Here is an 18330-nt window from a genome sequence, read left to right as displayed (position 1 = left end):
TCGTCGGCTCTGCCGGCCTCGCCGCACCGGCCGGAGCCGAGCCGTCCATGATGGATCATGGAGTGATTTCGCGGTTGGTGACCAGCTAGGCTGGCGGACGTGCTGCTCATCGCTCTTGACACGGCGACACCCGCCTGCTCCGTCGCGCTCGTCGACGTAGCTCACGGGTACCCGCCCGGCTTGTCGGACGCGGCAGCCACGCCGGCCACGGCCGGACAGCCCGCGGCGACCGCGGCCAACGGGTCCGAGGCGGGGGCGGTCGTGGGAGGGCAGGCCGTCGTCGTGACGGGCCGGGCGGCGCGCCAGGTCGTCGATCCGCGACGGCATGCCGAACTGCTCGTACCGCTGGTCCGGGAGGTTCTCGACGAGGCTGCGGTACGTCCCGCCGATCTCGACGGCGTGGTGGTGGGCCTCGGGCCCGGCCCGTTCACGAGCCTGCGGGTGGGGGTGGTGACCGCGGGAGCATTCGCGGACGCTCTCGGTAAGCCCGCCTATGGCATCTGTTCGCTCGACGGTGTCGGCGCCGGCCTCACGGGCCGGGTGGCCGTGGCGACCGACGCGCGACGCCGTGAGGTCTACTGGGCGGTCTACGCGGACGGCGCGCGCGTCGCCGGGCCCTTCGTGGACCGGCCGCGGGCCGTCGTCGACGCGCTGCGCGAGATGTCCGTCAGCCGGCTGGTCGGCCCGGGAGCGGCGCTGTACCCGGACGTGTTCGCCGACCTTGCAGGCCCCGGCCCGCATCCGTGGCCGGCCTCCGCAACGGGCGCACGGACCGGCGCGGGCCCGGATACACGCGCTGGTACAGGCTCCGGAACGCGGAGCGGCGCGGGCCCGGGCCAGACTTCCGGGCCGCCGCGAACAGCCGATCCCGGCTACCCCTCGCCGGTCGTTCTCGCCCGGTTGGCCGCCGCCGACGTTCTCGCCCGCCGGCCGCCAGCACCGCTGGTCCCGCTGTACCTGCGCCGGCCGGACGCGGCCGAGCCACACCCGCCAAAGACGGTCGCCGTATGAGTGCCCGGGCGAGGCATCCGAACGCCCGGATGAGGAGCGGCCGTGCGCGGTGGTCATGTGACATGAAGGGTCATCGAGCGTGTACGGCGGTCCTGACGCACCGGCTGTCCGATCATCGGCGTGCCCTCACCTGGGCCCCACCCGGAGAGCGATCGTGAATTCCCCCATTCCGCCGGATGACACGGACAACCTTCAGCAGACCGGGAACAACGTTCCCATCACCGACGATGTTCGTCTGGACGTGAGAAGCCCGCGAGACGTGGCCGTCCCCCGGGACGGAGACGGCGTTCCTGGGGATGTCTCCGCCCCCCGGGACGCAGACAGCGTTCCTGGGGATGTCTCCGTCCCCGGGAACGGCGCCGCTCCCGCCGCGGACGCTGTTCGGCGCGGTCAGGTCGGCCAGGTCGTGTTCGAGCCACTGCGCTGGTGGCATCTTGGCGACATCGTCGTCCTGGAACGGGAGATCTTCGCCGAGGACGCGTGGACGCCCGAGCTGTTCTGGTCCGAGCTGGCCCAGGGCGCGGCGCGGCACTATCTGACCGCCGTCCGCGACGACCAGATCATCGGTTATGGAGGGCTCGCGGTACATGACGACGAGTCCTACGTACAGACCCTCGGGGTCGCCGCGGACGCCCGTGGCCGCGGTGTCGCCACCCGGCTGCTGGTCGCGCTGCTGCGCCACGCCCGCACCCGGGGCGCCCGCCGCTGCGAGCTGGAGGTACGCACCGACAACGCCGTGGCCCAGTCCCTGTACCGGCGGCTGGGGTTCGTCGAGCTCGGGGTACGCAGGGGCTACTACCAGCCGTCCGGGGCCGACGCCTACGTGATGTCGGCCGACCGAATACACACCGGTGACTACGGCAGGATGCTGGACGCGGCCGAGCAGGCGGTGTCGAGGTGATGGCGATGTCGGAAGCGACAGCGGCGGTGGCGCTGGGAACGGCGCTGGGAACAGGGACGGCGACCACGGCGGTGTCGAGGTGAGCGGGCGCCGCGCCGGGGACGCGCCGCTGGTGCTGGGGATCGAGACCTCCTGCGACGAGACCGGGGTGGGCCTGGTCCGCGGCGGGGTGCTGCTCGCGGACACGCTCGCCTCCTCCGTTGACGAGCACGCCCGTTACGGCGGGGTCATCCCCGAGATCGCCGCCCGCGCGCATCTCGAGGCGATGGTGCCCACGGTGGACCGGGCACTGTCCCAGGCGGGGCTGCGCCACCGCGACGTGGACGCGGTCGCGGTCACCGCCGGTCCTGGCCTCGCCGGTGCGCTGCTGGTCGGGGTGGCGGCGGCCAAGGCGTACGCGCTCGCACTCGGCGTCCCGCTCCACGGCGTCCATCATCTGGCCGCGCACGTGGCGGTCGACACCCTTGAGCACGGGCCGCTGCCCGGGCCGTCGATCGCGCTGCTGGTCTCCGGCGGGCACTCGTCGCTGCTGCTCGTCCCGGATCTCGCCCGCGGCGAGGTGAGCCCGCTCGGAGCGACCGTCGACGACGCCGCCGGTGAGGCGTACGACAAGGTCGCCCGGCTGCTGGGCATGCCGTTCCCGGGTGGCCCGCCCATCGACCGGGCGGCCCGCGACGGCAGCCCGACGATCCCCTTCCCGCGTGCCAAGGCGGCCGACGGCACCTTCGACTTCTCCTTCAGCGGGCTGAAGACGGCGGTGGCCCGGTGGGTGGAGGCGCGGGGGCGGGCTGGTGAGCCGGTGCCCGTCGCCGACGTCGCCGCGTCCTTCCAGGAGGCGGTCGTGGACGTGCTGACCGCGAAGTCGGTCGCGGCCTGCCGGGCCCACGGCGTGGACACGCTGGTGATCGGCGGTGGGGTGGCGGCGAACAGCCGGCTGCGGGCCCTGGCGGAGGCCCGCTGCGAGGCCGCCGGCATCACGCTGCGGGTACCCCGGCCCGGGCTGTGCACCGACAACGGCGCGATGGTTGCGGCCCTCGKCTCCCTCCAGGTCGAGGCCGGTGTGCCCCCGTCCCCCCTGGACATCCCCGCCTCCTCGACCCTCCCGCTCTGACCGGGGCCGCTTCCCGCGTGACGTGACCGTTGCCCGCGGGAGAGGGGAGACACGGACGCCTGCCAGGGTYGCGGATTGGCGCGGACAGAGCGCGGACAGAGCATGATGGCGGACGGTTGCCTGGTTGGTGTTTTCGGTCACACGCCGCTCTGATCGAAGATGGATGCTGTGGCTGGTGTGACGCGTATGTGGGAGGCGCGGGCGGCGCCAGGGCGGGTGGACGAGCTGGTGGGCTGGCTCGGTCAGGCCCTGGCGGGCACCGCGGCGGAGATCTACCGGGGGGTCGGCGACAACAGCGACGTCGTGGTGGTCCTTTTCCACCCGTTCGGGACCGGGCCCTCGGCTGCTCCGGTGGAGGCCGGCGGCGCGACGCGGCGTGATCACGCGTCCGTTGTCGCGAACATTCCACCGGGGCTGCTCGCGCGTTCGGGACAGGCATGGGACTTTGAGCGCGTATCGTCGCCCGGACCGGATATCAGTGACCGGTGGGGAGACCGATGAAAAGAAGCGTTGTCACCGGCGGTGCCGGCTTTCTGGGGTCGCACCTGTGCGAACGGCTGCTCGACGAGGGTCATGCGGTCGTCTGCCTGGACAACTTCATCACCGGGACCCCGGCGAATGTCGCGCATCTGACCGGGCACGAGCACTTCCGGCTCGTCCGCTGTGATGTGACTGATTATGTTCATATTGCTGGTCCGGTCGACTATGTGCTGCATTTCGCGTCACCGGCGAGCCCCATCGACTACCTGAATCTACCGATTCACACCCTGAAGGTCGGTTCGATCGGCACCCTGCACGCTCTCGGTCTCGCCAAGGAGAAACGGGCGCGGTTCGTGCTGGCGTCCACCTCGGAGGTCTACGGGGATCCGCAGATCCATCCGCAGCCGGAGGGCTACTGGGGCCATGTCAACCCGGTGGGGCCGCGGGGCGTGTACGACKAGGCGAAAAGGTTCGGCGAGGCGCTCACCATGGCCTACCGGCGCAGTCACGGCGTGGACGCCGGAATCGTCCGGATCTTCAATACCCATGGGCCGCGGATGCGCCCCAACGACGGCCGGGCGATTCCCACCTTCGCGACCCAGGCACTGCGCGGTGAACCCATCACCGTTGCCGGTGACGGAAGTCAGACCCGGTCGATCATATATGTCGACGACCTGGTGGAGGGAATCGTGCGGATGACGTTTTCCGGTCATCCCGGCCCGATGAACATCGGTAATCCGCACGAGCTGTCCATTCTTGAGCTCGCGGAGCTGGTCCGCGAGGTGGCCAAGAGCGAGTCTCCCGTCACGTTCGTTCCTCGTCCCGAGGACGATCCGACGGTCCGTCAGCCCGACATCTCCCTGGCCCGGAGGATCCTGGGCTGGGAGCCCGCCGTCGACCTGCGCAGCGGGCTCGACAGCACGGTCTCCTGGTTCCGTGAGCATCCGGACGTCGCCCGCCCGGACGTCGAYCGACCAGGCTGACGGAACCCCGGCCAGGTTGGCGGGACCGCTGCCCCGCCGCTGCCCCGCCGTCGCGCGGGCCGCTCTTGACAGTTCTGACCGTGTTGGTTGACGTGGGCGGGGCGGGTGCTAAGTTGGCACTCGGCACGTGAGAGTGCCAGCGACGACAGGCGCCTGTTCACCCGCGACGGCAGGCCGCCAGGGTCGCTCTCTCATCCAGCGCAGGAAGGGGGAGGTCGATCGTGACGACCGCCACCAAGGTTGCGATCAAGCCGCTCGAAGATCRCATTGTCGTACAGCCGTCCGATGCCGAGCAGACCACCGCGTCGGGCATTGTGATCCCGGACACGGCCAAGGAGAAGCCGCAGGAGGGCACTGTCCTCGCGGTGGGCCCAGGCCGTTTCGAGGATGGCAAGCGGGTCCCGCTCGACGTCAAGGTCGGTGATGTCGTGCTGTACAGCAAGTATGGCGGCACCGAGGTCAAGTACGCCGGCGAGGAGTACCTGGTTCTCTCCGCTCGCGACGTTCTGGCGATCATCGAGAAGTAGGTATCCGGCAAGGATCCTCAAGGGCGTGTTTCGCCAGCCCGGACGGCACCCGGGCGATATTCGGACGATATGCACAGCTCCACCCGTCCGTACTCGTCCACATGCATCCGTATGCAGCTGTTCGTCCGGATCGGCGAAACACGCCCGCTCGCCATCGGGCCGTGCCCGGTGGGCATCGGTCGATGCGGACGGCTGTCGTCCAGGCGCCGATTCGCGCGATCTGACGATCCACCGGACCCGGCCCAGGGCCACCAGGGTGCACGATCACGGCTTTCCGCGCGTGCCCGGGGGCCCGAAGGGATTCCAGGGCACGCCCTGAGCCGGTTCGGGAGGACCACCTAAATGCCCAAGATCTTGTCGTTCGGCGAGGACGCCCGCCATGCCCTTGAACATGGTGTGGACGCCCTCGCGGACGCTGTGAAGGTGACGATCGGCCCGCGTGGCCGCAACGTCGTCATCGACAAGTCCTACGGCGCGCCGACGATCACCAATGACGGGGTGACGATCGCGCGTGAGGTCGAGCTGACCGACCCCAACGAGAACCTGGGTGCGCAGCTCGCCAAGGAAGTCGCCACCAAGACCAACGACGTCGCCGGCGACGGCACCACCACCGCCACCGTCCTCGCGCAGGCGCTGGTCCGCAGGGGTCTGCGCCAGGTGGTGGCCGGGGCGCCGCCGCTGGCGCTCAAGATCGGTATCGAGGCCGCTGTCGAGGCCGTCTCGAAGGCTCTGCTGGAGCAGGCCATCGAGGTCGACTCGAAAGAGGTCATCGCCCACGTCGCCGCCATCTCGGCGCAGGACACGAAGGTCGGCGAGCTGATCGCCGAGGCGATCGACCGGATCGGCAAGGACGGTGTGATCACCGTCGAGGAGAGCCAGACCCTGGGCCTGGAGCTCGAGCTCACCGAGGGGCTGCAGTTCGACAAGGGCTACATCTCCCCGTACTTCGTCAGTGACGCCGACCGCATGGAGGCCGTCCTCGAGGACGCCTACGTGCTGCTGCATCCCGGCAAGATCAGCGTGCTGAGCGACATCCTGCCGCTGCTCGAGAAGGTGGTGGAGGCCCGCAAGCCGCTGCTGATCATCGCCGAGGACGTCGAGGGTGAGGCGCTGTCGACCCTGGTCGTCAACGCCATCCGCAAGACCTTCCAGGTCGTCGCGGTCAAGGCCCCCGGTTTCGGCGACCGGCGCAAGGCGATCCTGCAGGACATCGCCGTGCTCACCGGCGGGCAGGTCGTCGCCTCCGAAGTGGGCCTGAAGGTCGACTCCGTCGGCCTGGACGACCTCGGCCGGGCTCGTCGGATCGTCGTCGACAAGGACAGCACGACCATCATCGACGGCTTCGGTGACGAGGCGAGCATTGCCGACCGGGTCCGCCAGCTCCACAGCGAGATCGAGACCACCGACTCGGACTGGGACCGCGAGAAGCTCCAGGAGCGGGTCGCCAAGCTCGCCGGCGGGGTCGCGGTGATCAGGGTCGGCGCRGCCACCGAGGTCGAGCTCAAGGAGAAGAAGCACCGTCTGGAGGACGCTGTCTCGGCTACCCGCGCCGCAGTGGAGGAGGGCATCGTCGCCGGTGGCGGGTCGGCTCTGGTGCACGCGGCCGCGGCGCTCGCCGACGGCCTGGGCCGCACCGGGGACGAACTGGCCGGGGTGCGCATCGTCCGGGACGCGCTCGACGCCCCGCTGACCTGGATCGCGCGCAACGCCGGTCACGAAGGTGCAGTGATCGTCTCCAAGGTCAAGGAGCAGCCGGTCGGCAGCGGTTTCAACGCCGCTCGCGGCGAGTTCACCAACCTGATCGCGGACGGCGTGGTCGACCCGGTGAAGGTGACCAGGTCAGCCGTGGTGAACGCCGCGTCGATCGCCGCGCTGCTCATTACGACCGAGAGCCTGGTCACGGAGAAGCCGGCCAAGYCCGAGGCGGAGGCCGGCCACGGCCACAGCCACGGTGGGCACTCGCACTCGCACGGACCGGCGTTCTGACCGTGCGGAACCGCCCACGGCCGTATGCCGCCTCCGCTGGGCACACGGCCTGAGCGATACGGGCAGCCGCCAGTACGAGCTCTGATCGATACAGGTCCCTTACCGGTAGGGAGTCACCGGCAAAGGAACCACAGGCAAAGACCTGTCGGTAAGGGGCCTGTCCCCCCAGGCTCCAGGGATCTTCTCCCAGGAGCCTGGACGCCCCGGCACCGTCTGTCTCCGGCGTACGGAACGCCGGAGACAGACGGCAACGCCGGAGGCGACGCCGCGAAGACAACATCGTGAAATACGCGTCAGAGGCCCGGTAGGACGACACTGACCGTCCTGCCGGGCCTCTGACGCGTTCGCCGTGGGTCCTCGCGGCGCCGCGGTCACACATCGCGGGTGGTCCACCCGGTGGGGTCGCCTTGTCCGTACATCTCGCTACGAGAGCGCGGACGCCGCGGGCACCGGCCCGGCCCGGCGATCATTGTGATCGTGGCCGCGCCGGCCGTGCCAGTTGTGATCACGGATGCCCCGGCACGCTCAGCACGCCGGGGCGAGCCCCGGGCGGGCCGGATTGTGCCGCCCCGCTCCGCGCCGTGTTCGGCCGGTCAGGATGGCCTCCCGCTCGGATTCGCTGAGCCCGCCCCACACCCCGTAGGGCTCGCGAGCCTGCAGGGCGTGCTCCGCGCATGCCTGGATCACGGGACACCGCGCGCAGACGGCCTTGGCGGCCGCCTCGCGGGCCGCGCGGGCCGGGCCTCGCTCTCCTTCCGGGTGGAAGAAGAGCTCGGTGCTCTCCCCACGGCAGGCGCCGTGAAGCTGCCACTCCCACTTCTCGGCACCGGGGCCTGGAAGTCGTCGGACGTCGGTCATCGGCCTGAGCCCCCCTCTCAACCATGGGCGGCTGGCGCCGCAGCTACACCGTAGTACCGCGCCATATGTTGTTCAACATTGAGAATCACTCGACGCGTAGTCGTTCGGAGCCGGTTCGTCGCCAAGTTGTGGGTACGGTCGCCGAGAGCCACCATGAGCGCTGTGACCCCCTCCCCGGACCCGGCGGAGCACAATCCGCGGTACACCGTCGCCGCGGTTGCCCGACGGCTGGGTATCGCGCCCGCGACCCTGCGTACCTGGAACCGCCGGTACGGGCTCGGTCCGGCCGACCATGTTTCCGGTACCCGTCGCAGGTACGACCCACACGACCTGGCCCGGCTGGAGTTCATGTGCCGTCTCACCCAGGCCGGGATCGCGCCGGCGGAGGCGGCCCGCATGGCCAGGAGCGCGCTTCCCGAGGATCTGCCGGAACCGCGGTGGCCGGCGCCACTGCGACAGGTCGAAAGTGAGACACGTTCCGTAGCCGGCGCCGATCAGCCGGACGGGCCTGACGTCCAGGAAGCCGGTCAGCCGCGTACCGGCCGGCCGGTCGTGATCTCGATCTCCTCCGGCGACGGCCGTGGCACCGCCGGGAACGTCTCCGCGCCCGCCGTCATCGCTGGGCCAGCTGGAAATGTTGCCGGYCCGGCGGCAGACGGCCCGGTGGCGGACCTGGTCGGGTCCGACCGCGTGGCCGAGGCGGGCGTGGCCGAGGCGAGAGGGTCGGGCGGCCGGGTGCTGTCGCTGGCGGGTGCCGGCATCGCAGCCCGCGGCCTCGCCCGCGCGGCCATGGCGCTCGACTCGTCCGCGGTGACCCGCATCCTGGCCCAGGCGGTCGAGACCGATGGTGTGGTCGCGGCCTGGCAGGACCTGGCGTGCCCGGTGCTCGCCGCCGTCGGCCGACGATGGGAGCTACGCGGTGACGCGGTCGACGTCGAGCATCTGCTCAGCGAGTGCGTCGCGACGGTTTTCCGCCGGGTGGCAGACCGTGACATGGACGCCCACGCCCGTCCGGTGCTGCTCGCGTGCACTCCGGACGAGCGGCACAGCCTTGCCCTCAACGCGGTCGCGGCCGGGCTGGCCGAACGGGGGATACCCGCCCGTGTCCTCGGTGCCGCTGTACCGGCCGCCGCGCTGCGGACCGCGGTCGTACGTACCGGCCCGGCCGCGGTGTTCCTCTGGTCCCAGCGCCGGGCCTCGGCGGACGCTCAGGTGTGGCGCGACTTACCGACGACCCGGCCGCCAACGTCGATCGTGGTGGGGGGCCCCGGCTGGCGCGGGGCGATCGTCGCGCCGCAGGTCCGCTGCGCGCAGTCCCTGCCCGAAGCGCTCGATCTCCTCACTCCTTCCCTGGGATGAAGAAGTGGCCCTGGGACGAACGACGTGGTTCTCTGGGTGAGGAAGTGCTTCCCCGGTGTGAAGAAGCAGAACGCCCACTGGTTCTGCCGCTGCCGCGTCATCTGATCGGCGGTTTTGGAGGGCGGGCCGGCTGCTGGCGGGCATGGCGGGCAGACGTGAGCACGGATGCGGATCCGATGCTGTTCCGGCAGCAACAGGCGCAGATCGTTGGGCTCAGATCGTTGCGAGCGTTCTCATGCCTGGGCAGAAGCGCGTCGGGGGAAGGCCAGGGGAGAAGGGGCGGGGGCGGTCAGCGGGAGTCGGCTTCCGATGCCTCGCTCGTCTCGTAGACACCGTCGGCGTAGCCGCGCGCGTAGTCCCAACTGACGTAGCAGGAGGGATCCGGGGCGTAGGCGGGTTCGTGCACCCGGGTGCGGCCCTCGTCGAGCAGATGGCGCAGATTGCCGGTGAGAAGATCCCAGCTGAAGAAGTGCGGTTCCGCGCATCCTTCGCAGTCGACGACGAGACCGCGGTAGCCGCGGGGTTCCAGCAGGGTCCGGAAAACGTCGAGATCGCCGAGTTCGGCGAGCACCTCCTCGCGTTCCTGCGGCGACAGAGGCTCCAGCAGATCGCTGTCCTCGACCGGGTCCAGGCGGGCGAGTTCTGCGGTCGGATCCTCGGGGTCGCCCGCGAAGGGGTCGAGAGGCTCGTTGCTCACGCCGACCACGCTACGCCGGACTGGGCCCCTTAGTGGTCCCGATCGGCGACTCCAGGCGCTGGTGTGTGCCCGTATCGCCTCTTTACCGCGGCTACGGACCGTTTCGGGTACGCCGTATCGCGAGCCGGTTCCGAAGAATGATCAGTGCGCTGTGTGGCAGCCCGCGGCCGTGCGGCCTTTGGCCGGCGCACGTTCCTGACGTCTTCGGACACGTGAAAAGTCATGATCGAGTATTCTTTGGCCTAGCATGTAGAGCTTGAAGCTCGTACTGATGGCCTGCCGCTCCGGGCGGCCCGCTGGTCGCGCCGGTCGCGGCGCTGTGGGTCGGCGCCGGTGGTTGGGGCGTGGCCTGGTGGGAGCCGGTCGGTACGCGCCGGCCATGGCAGGGTCGGTCCACGGAGCCGGGCTACGGAGCCGGGCCACAGCGGTTGGCGCCGCGGCCGAGCGGGCTGTCACGCCAGGGCCGGGAAGGCCAGGCCGAGAAGATGACGGCCGGGAGAGCTATGGCCGGGCGGACGGCGGCTGGGTGGGAAGGCAACGGCGGCCGAGAAGGCGGAACGGCAACGGCCGGGAAGGCCTGGGAAGGCGCGGTCGGGAAGTGCCGTGTGGGTGCGGTGCCGGCACGGCGAACAACAAAGCGTGAACGGAAGGTGTCATGAACAGTCCCATTGTCCGGCCGGCCGTGTCTGATCCGGAGTCGGTGCTGCCAACGAAGCTGGCCACGCTGGGGCTGACCTTCGACGACGTACTGCTGCTCCCGGCGGAATCGGACATCGTGCCGTCGGAGGCGGACACGTCCACGTGGTTGTCCCGCCATATCCGGCTTGCCATTCCGATGCTGTCCTCGGCGATGGACACCGTCACCGAGTCGCGGATGGCGATCGCGATGGCCCGCCAGGGCGGGGTGGGGGTGCTGCACCGGAATCTTTCCGTGGACGACCAGGCGCAGCAGGTCGACATGGTGAAGCGTTCCGAATCAGGAATGATCACCTCTCCGATCACCTGCGGCCCGGACGCCACCATTGACGAGGCCAACGAGCTGATGGCCCGTTACCGGATATCCGGCGTTCCGGTGACCGAGTCCGACGGCCGGCTCGTCGGCATCGTGACCAACCGTGACATCCGGTTCGAGCGGGACCATTCCCGGTCGGTGCGTGACGTGATGACGTCGATGCCGCTCGTCACGGCGCCGGTGGGTGTGTCGGCCGACGACGCACTGGCTCTGCTGCGGCGACACAAGATCGAAAAACTTCCCCTGGTGGACGACCGGGACCGCCTGCGCGGTCTGATCACCGTCAAGGACTTCACCAAGCGCGAGCAGTACCCGCGGGCGACCAAGGACGCCGACGGCCGGCTGGTGGTCGGCGCCGCCATCGGGGTGGGGGAGGACGCCTACAAGCGCGCCCAGGCCCTGGTGCGCGCGGCGGTCGACTTCCTGGTCGTCGACACCGCCCACGGCCATTCCCGGGCGGTGCTGGACATGGTGCGCCGCGTCAAGGCCGACCTGCCGACCAGGGCCGACGGCAGCCCCCTCGACGTCATCGCCGGCAACGTCGTGACCGCGGACGGCGCCCGCGCGCTGGTGGAGGCGGGCGCCGACGCCATCAAGGTGGGGGTCGGGCCCGGCTCGATCTGCACCACGCGGATGGTGGCCGGGGTCGGCGCGCCACAGATCACCGCGATCTACGAGTGCGCGCTGGTCGCCCGGGAGCAYGGCATCCCGGTGATCGGCGACGGTGGGATGCAGTACTCCGGGGACATCGCCAAGGCGATCGCGGTCGGGGCGGACACGGTGATGCTCGGCAGCCTGCTGGCCGGCGTCGACGAGAGCCCCGGCGAGCTGATCTTCATCAACGGCAAGCAGTACAAGGCATACCGCGGGATGGGGTCACTGGGCGCGATGCGCAGCCGGGGCACCACCACCTCCTACTCGAAGGACCGCTACTTCCAGGACGACGTCCTCTCCGACGACAAGCTCGTGCCGGAGGGCATCGAGGGGCAGGTCCCGTACCGGGGGCCGCTGGCCGCGGTGGCCCATCAGCTCGTCGGCGGCCTGCGGGCGGCCATGGGCTACACCGGCTCGCCGACGATCGCCGCCCTGCAACGGGACGCCCGGCTCGTGCGCATCACCGCCGCGGGCCTGAAGGAGAGCCACCCGCACGACATCCAGATGACCGTCGAGGCACCGAACTACAACTCGCGGTGACGCACGCGCCGTCCCGAGGGGTGGGCCGGTGGTCCCGCCCCTCGGGACGGGCCGGCTGCGCCCCGCTGGGAGGGCACCACCGGTGATGCCACTGGGAGGATGCCATCGATGACGCCGGTGGACCGATGACACCGGTGAGAGGATGTTGCCGGTGGAGGGACCCGGTGGCACCGGTGAGAGGACACAGTGGCTGAGGTCGAGATCGGTATCGGTAAGAGCGGTCGGGTCGGCTTCGGCCTGGACGCCCTGGGCATCGTGCCGTCGAGGCGCACGCGCGACCCCGCGGACGTCTCGCTGGCCTGGGAGATCGACGCCTACCGTTTCGACCTGCCGGTGGTGGGCGCGCCCGCGGACGCGGTGACCTCACCGGCCACCGCCGTCGAGCTGGGCAACATCGGCGGCCTCGGCATCGTCCACGTCGAGGGGCTGTGGAGCCGGCACGAGGAGCCGGAGCCGCTGCTGGCGGAGATCGCCACCCTCGGCCCGGACGCGGCCGGCCGGCGGCTGCGGGAACTCTACACCGCGCCGATCCGGCCCGAGCTGGTCGTCAAACGGCTGACGGAGATCCGGCACTCCGGTGTGGTCACGGCCGCCGCGCTGCGCCCCCAACGGGTCGACGCGCTGTACCCGTTCCTGCTCGAGGCCGGGGTCGACCTGCTCGTCATCCACGCGACGGCGGTCTCGGCCGAGCACCAGTCGAGACAGACCGAGCCGTTGAACCTCAAACGGTTCATCGGCGAGATCGACGTGCCCGTGCTGGTGGGTGGGTGTGCGTCCTTCTCGACCGCCCTGCACCTGATGCGCACCGGGGCCGCCGGCGTGATCGTCGGGGTCGGCCCCGGCGGCGCGGACACGACCAGGGCGGTGCTCGGGGTCGGCGTCCCGATGGCGACCGCGATCGCGGACGCGGCCGGCGCGCGCATGCGCTACCTGGACGAGTCCGGCGGCCGGTACGTCCACGTCATCGCGCACGGAGGTGTGCGCACCGGCGGGGACATCGCCAAGGCCATCGCCTGCGGGGCCGACGCGGTCATGCTCGACAAGCCGCTGGCCGCCGCCGCCGAGGCGCCCGGGCGCGGCGGCTACTGGTCCATGGACCTGCTGCACTCCCGCCTGCCGCGAGGAACCTGGGAGCCGGTCGCGGTCGCCGGAACGCTGCGGGAGATCCTGCTGGGCCCCGCGTCGGTGAACCCCGGCACGCTCAACCTCGCCGGGGCGCTGCGGACCGCGATGGCGACGACCGGCTACGCGACGCTCAAGGAACTGCAGAAGGCCGACGTGCTGGTCACCGCGTCACCCCGCTGATCCGCTGCCAGCCTCTCCCGCGTCCGTGGCGTCCACCGGTGGTCGGAACTATCGAACTACCATGGACATTTCGGACCGGTCCCGAATTCGGGTGAAGCCTGCTTCCGACGGCATGATGGCCGTCTTCGGGCCCACCTGGAAAATCCTCGCGACCTCCGGTGAAGCTCACTTCGGGCAGCATGGCACCCTGGAACCGTCTGTTCTGGTCCGAAGGATGACACATGCGCATCGACGAGCACGGTCGCTGGGTCAGCGATGATGGTTCGTACGTCTGGGACGAGGCAGCCCAGACGTGGCAGCTGTCAGCGGCGTATCCCACCGAGTCCACGACTACCGGTTCCGATACCGGTTCGGGCGATGCCGGTGTCACCGGTGGCACCGCCATCGGTGGCGATGCCGCGGTCACCACGACCGGGGAGTTCGCGCCGGGATATCTGGCACTGGACACGTCGGGCTGGTCCGTCCTGGACGGGACGCTGTTGCCGGGCGCGGCCCGCTCGGAGTCGGGGCCAGGGGAGTCGGGGCCAGGGCCGGTGCGGGACGGCACCCCGCAGAGCACGCAGACGGCCGTCGACCTCCCGCAGCCGGGTGGGTTGGACAGCTGGCCGCTTCCGGGCGATGACATCTCGTCGCAGGGCGCTGACATCCTGGCCAACACGGGTGGGCTGGACATCGCGGCCGCCCACGGGGCCGCCTGGCAGAGCTATCCGCTCGGGCCCGCCGACCCGGGAACGGGGCCGGTAACGGCCGTCGGCACCGTCGTCGCCCCGAGCACAGGGGAGATCGCGCCGTCCGGGGCCAGCGTCCGAGGGCTGTCCGAGCCGTTCGGTGTGGTGGACGTCATCGCGCTCGGGCCCGCCCGGGACGGCGCTCTGCCCGGCACCGACACCGGTGCCATCGCCCTGGGATCCCATTCGCGGGCCTCGACCGGCGCGCACCGGCAGCACCGCAAGCGCCGGGCCGGTGGCTGGGCGTCGACATCTCGGCCCGAGGCGGACGGTGACAGTGCCGTCCCGGGGTCGGACCGGCCGCTGACCCGGCGCCTGTCGTCCGTCGCGGCGTTACCGCGTCGCGTGTTGATCGCCGCCGCGGTGGTGGTGCTGCTCCTGGTCGGCGTCGGTGGCTACCTGGCCCTGGGCGGCGACGACGGGGACGCTGTGACCAACGCGCCCGTCAACACGGTCGAGGGCGCTTCGCCAGATACGGTGGCCGCCCGGCCCGCACAGTACAGCGAGGCGTTGCGCGCGGACTATCTGCGGGAGTGCATGCAGGTCAGCCATGGGCTGCAGGCCTACTGCACGTGCACGCTGGAGAAGCTGGAGGCCAACTATCCGCAGGATCAGTACGAGCAGTTCAACAAGAACGTGAACTCGCCGGAGACGACCAGGATCGTCCAGGAGATCTCCGACCAGTGCGTGAGCGCCTGATGACGGCAAGCTGTGGTGTAGGCTTGATTCGTCCATATTTCCGGTGTTTCATGGCGTGCGGGCTTTCGTGGGCACCTGACTCGTGGGTGCCTGGTTCGTGGGCACCTGGGCCGTCTCTGATGGATGTTGATCGATGCGGACGGTGATCCAGGTAGCCTCCGGCGGGGTGGAGAGCAGCGGTGTCCCTGCGGGGATCCCCGTGCGGCGCGAAACAGCGGATGGGGGGCGTGCAATAGCGGAGCTATTGGTGACGACGACAACACGGCGAGTGTTCGTCTGGGTGTCGCCCGTGCGGGCGAGCATCCATCGGGCACGGCCTACGCCCTTTACCCGGACGACTACCTGGACCTGGGGGGCAGGACATGCCCACCCACGGGCTCGGGGCGAGCGACGATGACGCGTGGGCGTGGGACGCCGTCGCCGGGGCGTGGCGTCCATCGGCGGCAGCCGGTGACGCGGGCGGCCTGGTGACCGGCGCCGCGGACCGTTCCGGCGCGTCGGGCCGGCGTGCGGACGACTTCTTCGCGGTCGAGCGGGTCGGGGAGGCTGACGACCGCTCCGAGCCGTCCTTCCCGCCGGTTCCGGACAGGTCCGGCGCCCAGGATCCAACCGGCCAGGGGTGGCGCGATCGTCCCTTCCCCGCTCCTGACCCGTTCGACGTCTCCGCCAGTCATGAGCGGCCGGCCCTGCCCGCCTACCCGTTCCAGCCGGCTTCTCCGTTCCAACCGCCCCCGCCCGACCCGCGGCCCGGCTGGCTGCCGGGCGGTGATGATTCCGCGACGGGCACGACGACCGGCGGCTACGGCGGTGGGCGCTGGGGGCTGTCCGTGGATGGCAGCGATCGTGCCGGCGCCGCCCAGCGCGACACTGGCTCGCCCGGCGCCGCGGACGGATTCGCCGGTTATGGCGGCCCCGCCGGCCAGGGCCAGAGCCCCGCCGGCCAGGGCCAGAGCCCCGCCGGCCAGGGCCAGAGCCCCGCCGGCCAGGGCCAGGGACCCGCCGGTCAGGGTCCGGTGGGCCAGAGCCCCGCGGGTCAGGGCGCCGGTCATCCCTGGCAGTCCGCTCCGGGGCCGGCGAACGGGAACGGCACCGGGCCGGACGGCTATCAGCCTGGCGTCCTGCGCGGTTTCGCTCCGCATTACCCCGATGTCCGTGGATCCACCGACGGTTATCGGACCCGTCCGCGTGACGACGGGCCCGCATCCCCGCCCGCGGGTGGCGCTTTTTCCTTCGGTGGTCAGCCCGACCAGCGTCTGTTCGACACGGGCGCCCCCGGGCCGGACGGCCGTCGGCCCAGTGGCCCGCAGCCGTTGTCCGGCCGGGCGTCACCGGCCGCCCTACCACCACCCGCCCTACCACCGGCCGCCCTACCACCGGCCGCCCTGCCGCCGGCGGGTATGCCGCCGGACGGCGGTTTCGGGGGGAGCACCGGTTCCCCGCCGGCCCGTGGCCCGGCCGGGTACGGCGCTCCCGCCTCCGCCGGTAACGGCGTGCCGAACCCCAACGGCGTTGGGGACCGTTACGGAAGCGACCGTCCGGTGAACGGTTACGGGTTGGCGGGCCACCAGGCCGGCTACCCACCGCTCATGGGCGCTGATCGTGAGCTTCCGGCCCGTCAACCGGACACCACCGGGCCGGGGGACGGATCGACTTCCTACCTGATGGGCGGCTCGTTCAGGGCGGCACAGCCCCGTGATCGCGGACGGGTACCTCCCGCCGGGCCGAACCCGCCGCCTCCCGATCGGGGCGGCCCTCTGGACGCAGGGCCGGCCGCGACAGCCGGCAGCCCGGCTCCGAGCGGCTACGGGACAGGCGGATATCCCGGTTCCGGGGCCGCCAGAGCCCTCGTCCGTGGTGCCGGCGTGAACGACGATGCGCCGGTTACTCCTGGCACATCCCGGCCAACTGCCGGGAGAGCGGACGGCGGCAACGACCGGGCCGTGCTTCTCCCGCCGACCTACCGAGGCCCGGCCGCGGCCACCACGGCCGAGCCGTCCGTTCCCGCCCGGCCGCACCCACGTACCGCCCCCAGGCCGCCGTCGGCGGTACCCGGGGCCAGGACGCCCGGGGGCGGTCTGCCGGGCGAGGCGGCCTTCGCGGACCCCGCCGCCGCGGCGTCCTCCGCCGCCGGACCGATGGAGCGCACCGACATCGTGCCACGGGTCACCGACGCCGCACGGCCGAGGACGTCGCGTGACGGTATGCCGTCATCTCCGGCCGTGCCGCCCGGGGTGCTCGGACAGTCGCTGGCGGAGATGACCGCGACGCTGTCGAGGATCGGGTCCACGCCGGACACCGGCTCCCGCGACACCGGCTCGCGTGATGCCGGCTCGCGTGGCACCGGTCCCGATGACGACGATGGGGGCTGGAAGCCGTCCAGTTCTGTCCGTAAGAAGGTAGGCCGGCCGGGTACGGCGGCGGCGCGGGTTTCCTCCCCGGATGGTGCTTCCACGGACACCGGGGCGCGGGGGCCGGAGCAGCGCTCGACGGCGTCCGGGGCCGCGAAACGGCCGGCCGTCCGACTGTCCAGCCAGCCGGACAGCCGGCGCGGTGGGCCGGATCCCGGTGACGACATCGACGATGTGGACGACGACGTCGACGACATCGACGACGACGGCAGCGGCGGCCCCGGCTCGGGGCTGCTGGCGCGTTATCGGCATGGGTGGACCGGCCCGTTGATTGTCGCGGTGTTGGTGTCCCTGGTCGCGGTCGGGCTGTACGCCCTGCTGTCGGGCGGGGCGGAGGATCTTCCCGTGGGGGCTCCGGAGGACCCGGTGGATCCCGGCGTCACCGCCGCGGCGTCCTCGGCCGGGGGCGCGCCGACGCCGGCCACGAGCAATCCGGACGCCGCGGCCGGTCGGGCGCTGGTCGACGGCACCTACCGCTGCTATCGGACGGCCGACGGCGACCAGCCGGCCGACGGGGCCGCCTCGGCCGACAACCGGAATTCCCAGGCGTCCGCGGCACTGCCGAACAAGCTCGTCGTGCCACGCGAGAGCGGTAGCTACCGCTGGGATGACCAGCAGGGTACCTACTCGATCACAAAGAACAGTCTGAGTACCGATACCGTGATTTTTACCGACGTCCAGTTCGCCGACGGTCCGCTCAAGGACATCAAGGCGCTGTTCATCAACCGGGTGGGCGCTGGCGACGCCGGGAAGGACGGCGGTTTCCTGACCTTCAAGGACGGATCGAACCGGTGGTGTGCGATCAATTAGGCTCCGAGCCCGGGAAAAATAGTGATCATGTGTTCGCCGACTGGCCAGGAGAACGCCGGCCGGCGTTCTCCGGCCGGTATCCCGGGCCGGCGGAGCCTGCTCCCGCCGGCTTCAGCCGGCGGGCCGAACAGGAACCTTCCGTTCCCGATCTGGTCTGCTGCGTGTCGACCGGGACCCAGTGCCCGGGTTTGAACCGGCGTGCGGCAGGATCAGGACCCATGCTCCACTCTGACCGCCCGACACGTACTGGACAGGGACGAC

Annotated in this window: 14 protein-coding genes; 12 read left to right on the top strand and 2 right to left on the bottom strand. The window is 71.1% G+C overall.

The genetic code is table 11. From position 1 onward, the window contains the following. Positions 1–99: 99 nt before the first annotated feature. The 7 genes from tsaB (at position 100) to groL (ending at position 6999) form a co-directional block, all read left to right on the top strand. A complete protein-coding gene (gene tsaB / locus BL254_RS08595) occupies positions 100–1011 on the top strand; it encodes a tRNA (adenosine(37)-N6)-threonylcarbamoyltransferase complex dimerization subunit type 1 TsaB (RefSeq protein WP_047221592.1) in 912 nt (303 codons plus the stop codon). Between the two features lie 406 nt (positions 1012–1417). Then, the gene (gene rimI, locus BL254_RS08590) at positions 1418–1912 is read left to right on the top strand and encodes a ribosomal protein S18-alanine N-acetyltransferase (protein WP_047221690.1); all 495 of its coding nucleotides are present in this window, start codon (positions 1418–1420) and stop codon (positions 1910–1912) included. Positions 1913–1991: 79 nt separating this feature from the next. Continuing rightward, positions 1992–3023, top strand: coding sequence for a tRNA (adenosine(37)-N6)-threonylcarbamoyltransferase complex transferase subunit TsaD (tsaD, locus tag BL254_RS08585; protein WP_076843017.1), 1032 nt, complete (start codon positions 1992–1994; stop codon positions 3021–3023). Between the two features lie 168 nt (positions 3024–3191). Continuing rightward, positions 3192–3524 (top strand): hypothetical protein, encoded by a 333-nt coding sequence (locus tag BL254_RS08580; protein WP_235433264.1) that lies wholly within the window; start codon positions 3192–3194, stop codon positions 3522–3524. Further along, positions 3521–4486 carry a UDP-glucuronic acid decarboxylase family protein gene (locus BL254_RS08575; RefSeq protein WP_076843016.1) on the top strand — a complete coding sequence of 322 codons (966 nt, stop codon included), beginning with the start codon at positions 3521–3523 and terminating at the stop codon, positions 4484–4486. The genes BL254_RS08580 and BL254_RS08575 overlap by 4 nt, the downstream gene beginning before the upstream one ends. A 218-nt stretch (positions 4487–4704) precedes the next feature. Next, positions 4705–5013: a co-chaperone GroES gene (groES, locus tag BL254_RS08570; protein WP_076843015.1), complete on the top strand. Its 309-nt coding sequence runs from the start codon at positions 4705–4707 to the stop codon at positions 5011–5013. A 342-nt stretch (positions 5014–5355) separates the two neighbouring features. Continuing rightward, a complete protein-coding gene (groL, locus tag BL254_RS08565) occupies positions 5356–6999 on the top strand; it encodes a chaperonin GroEL (RefSeq protein ID WP_076843014.1) in 1644 nt (547 codons plus the stop codon). A 525-nt stretch (positions 7000–7524) separates the two neighbouring features. On the opposite strand, the gene BL254_RS08560 is transcribed toward groL, so the two are convergent. After that, a complete protein-coding gene (locus tag BL254_RS08560; RefSeq protein WP_047221597.1) occupies positions 7525–7857 on the bottom strand; it encodes a WhiB family transcriptional regulator in 333 nt (110 codons plus the stop codon). A 153-nt stretch (positions 7858–8010) separates the two neighbouring features. On the opposite strand from BL254_RS08560, the gene BL254_RS27635 reads away from it, so the two are divergent. Beyond that, complete coding sequence (locus tag BL254_RS27635; RefSeq protein ID WP_047221598.1) at positions 8011–9216, top strand: MerR family transcriptional regulator; 1206 nt, start codon at positions 8011–8013, stop codon at positions 9214–9216. A 289-nt stretch (positions 9217–9505) separates the two neighbouring features. Here the strand turns inward: BL254_RS27635 and BL254_RS08550 are convergent, their stop codons facing one another. Then, a complete protein-coding gene (locus tag BL254_RS08550; protein ID WP_076843013.1) occupies positions 9506–9922 on the bottom strand; it encodes a DUF5319 domain-containing protein in 417 nt (138 codons plus the stop codon). A 646-nt stretch (positions 9923–10568) separates the two neighbouring features. Here BL254_RS08550 and guaB point away from each other — a divergent pair. The 4 genes from guaB (at position 10569) to BL254_RS08530 (ending at position 18069) form a co-directional block, all read left to right on the top strand. After that, the gene (gene guaB, locus BL254_RS08545; RefSeq protein ID WP_047221599.1) at positions 10569–12119 is read left to right on the top strand and encodes an IMP dehydrogenase; all 1551 of its coding nucleotides are present in this window, start codon (positions 10569–10571) and stop codon (positions 12117–12119) included. 186 nt (positions 12120–12305) lie between these two features. Further along, positions 12306–13424, top strand: a complete 1119-nt coding sequence (locus BL254_RS08540; protein ID WP_047221600.1) for a GuaB3 family IMP dehydrogenase-related protein — start codon at positions 12306–12308, stop codon at positions 13422–13424. A 221-nt stretch (positions 13425–13645) separates the two neighbouring features. Further along, positions 13646–14851: a hypothetical protein gene (locus tag BL254_RS08535; protein WP_047221601.1), complete on the top strand. Its 1206-nt coding sequence runs from the start codon at positions 13646–13648 to the stop codon at positions 14849–14851. 362 nt (positions 14852–15213) lie between these two features. Beyond that, positions 15214–18069, top strand: coding sequence for a hypothetical protein (locus BL254_RS08530; protein WP_076843012.1), 2856 nt, complete (start codon positions 15214–15216; stop codon positions 18067–18069). The last annotated feature ends 261 nt before the right edge of the window (positions 18070–18330 follow it).

It is taken from the genome of Protofrankia sp. BMG5.30, assembly GCF_001983005.1.
In the GTDB taxonomy this organism is placed as follows: domain Bacteria; phylum Actinomycetota; class Actinomycetes; order Frankiales; family Frankiaceae; genus Protofrankia; species Protofrankia coriariae.
Note: the sequence above shows the minus strand (reverse complement) of the source record. Positions and strands in the feature narration are given on the sequence as shown.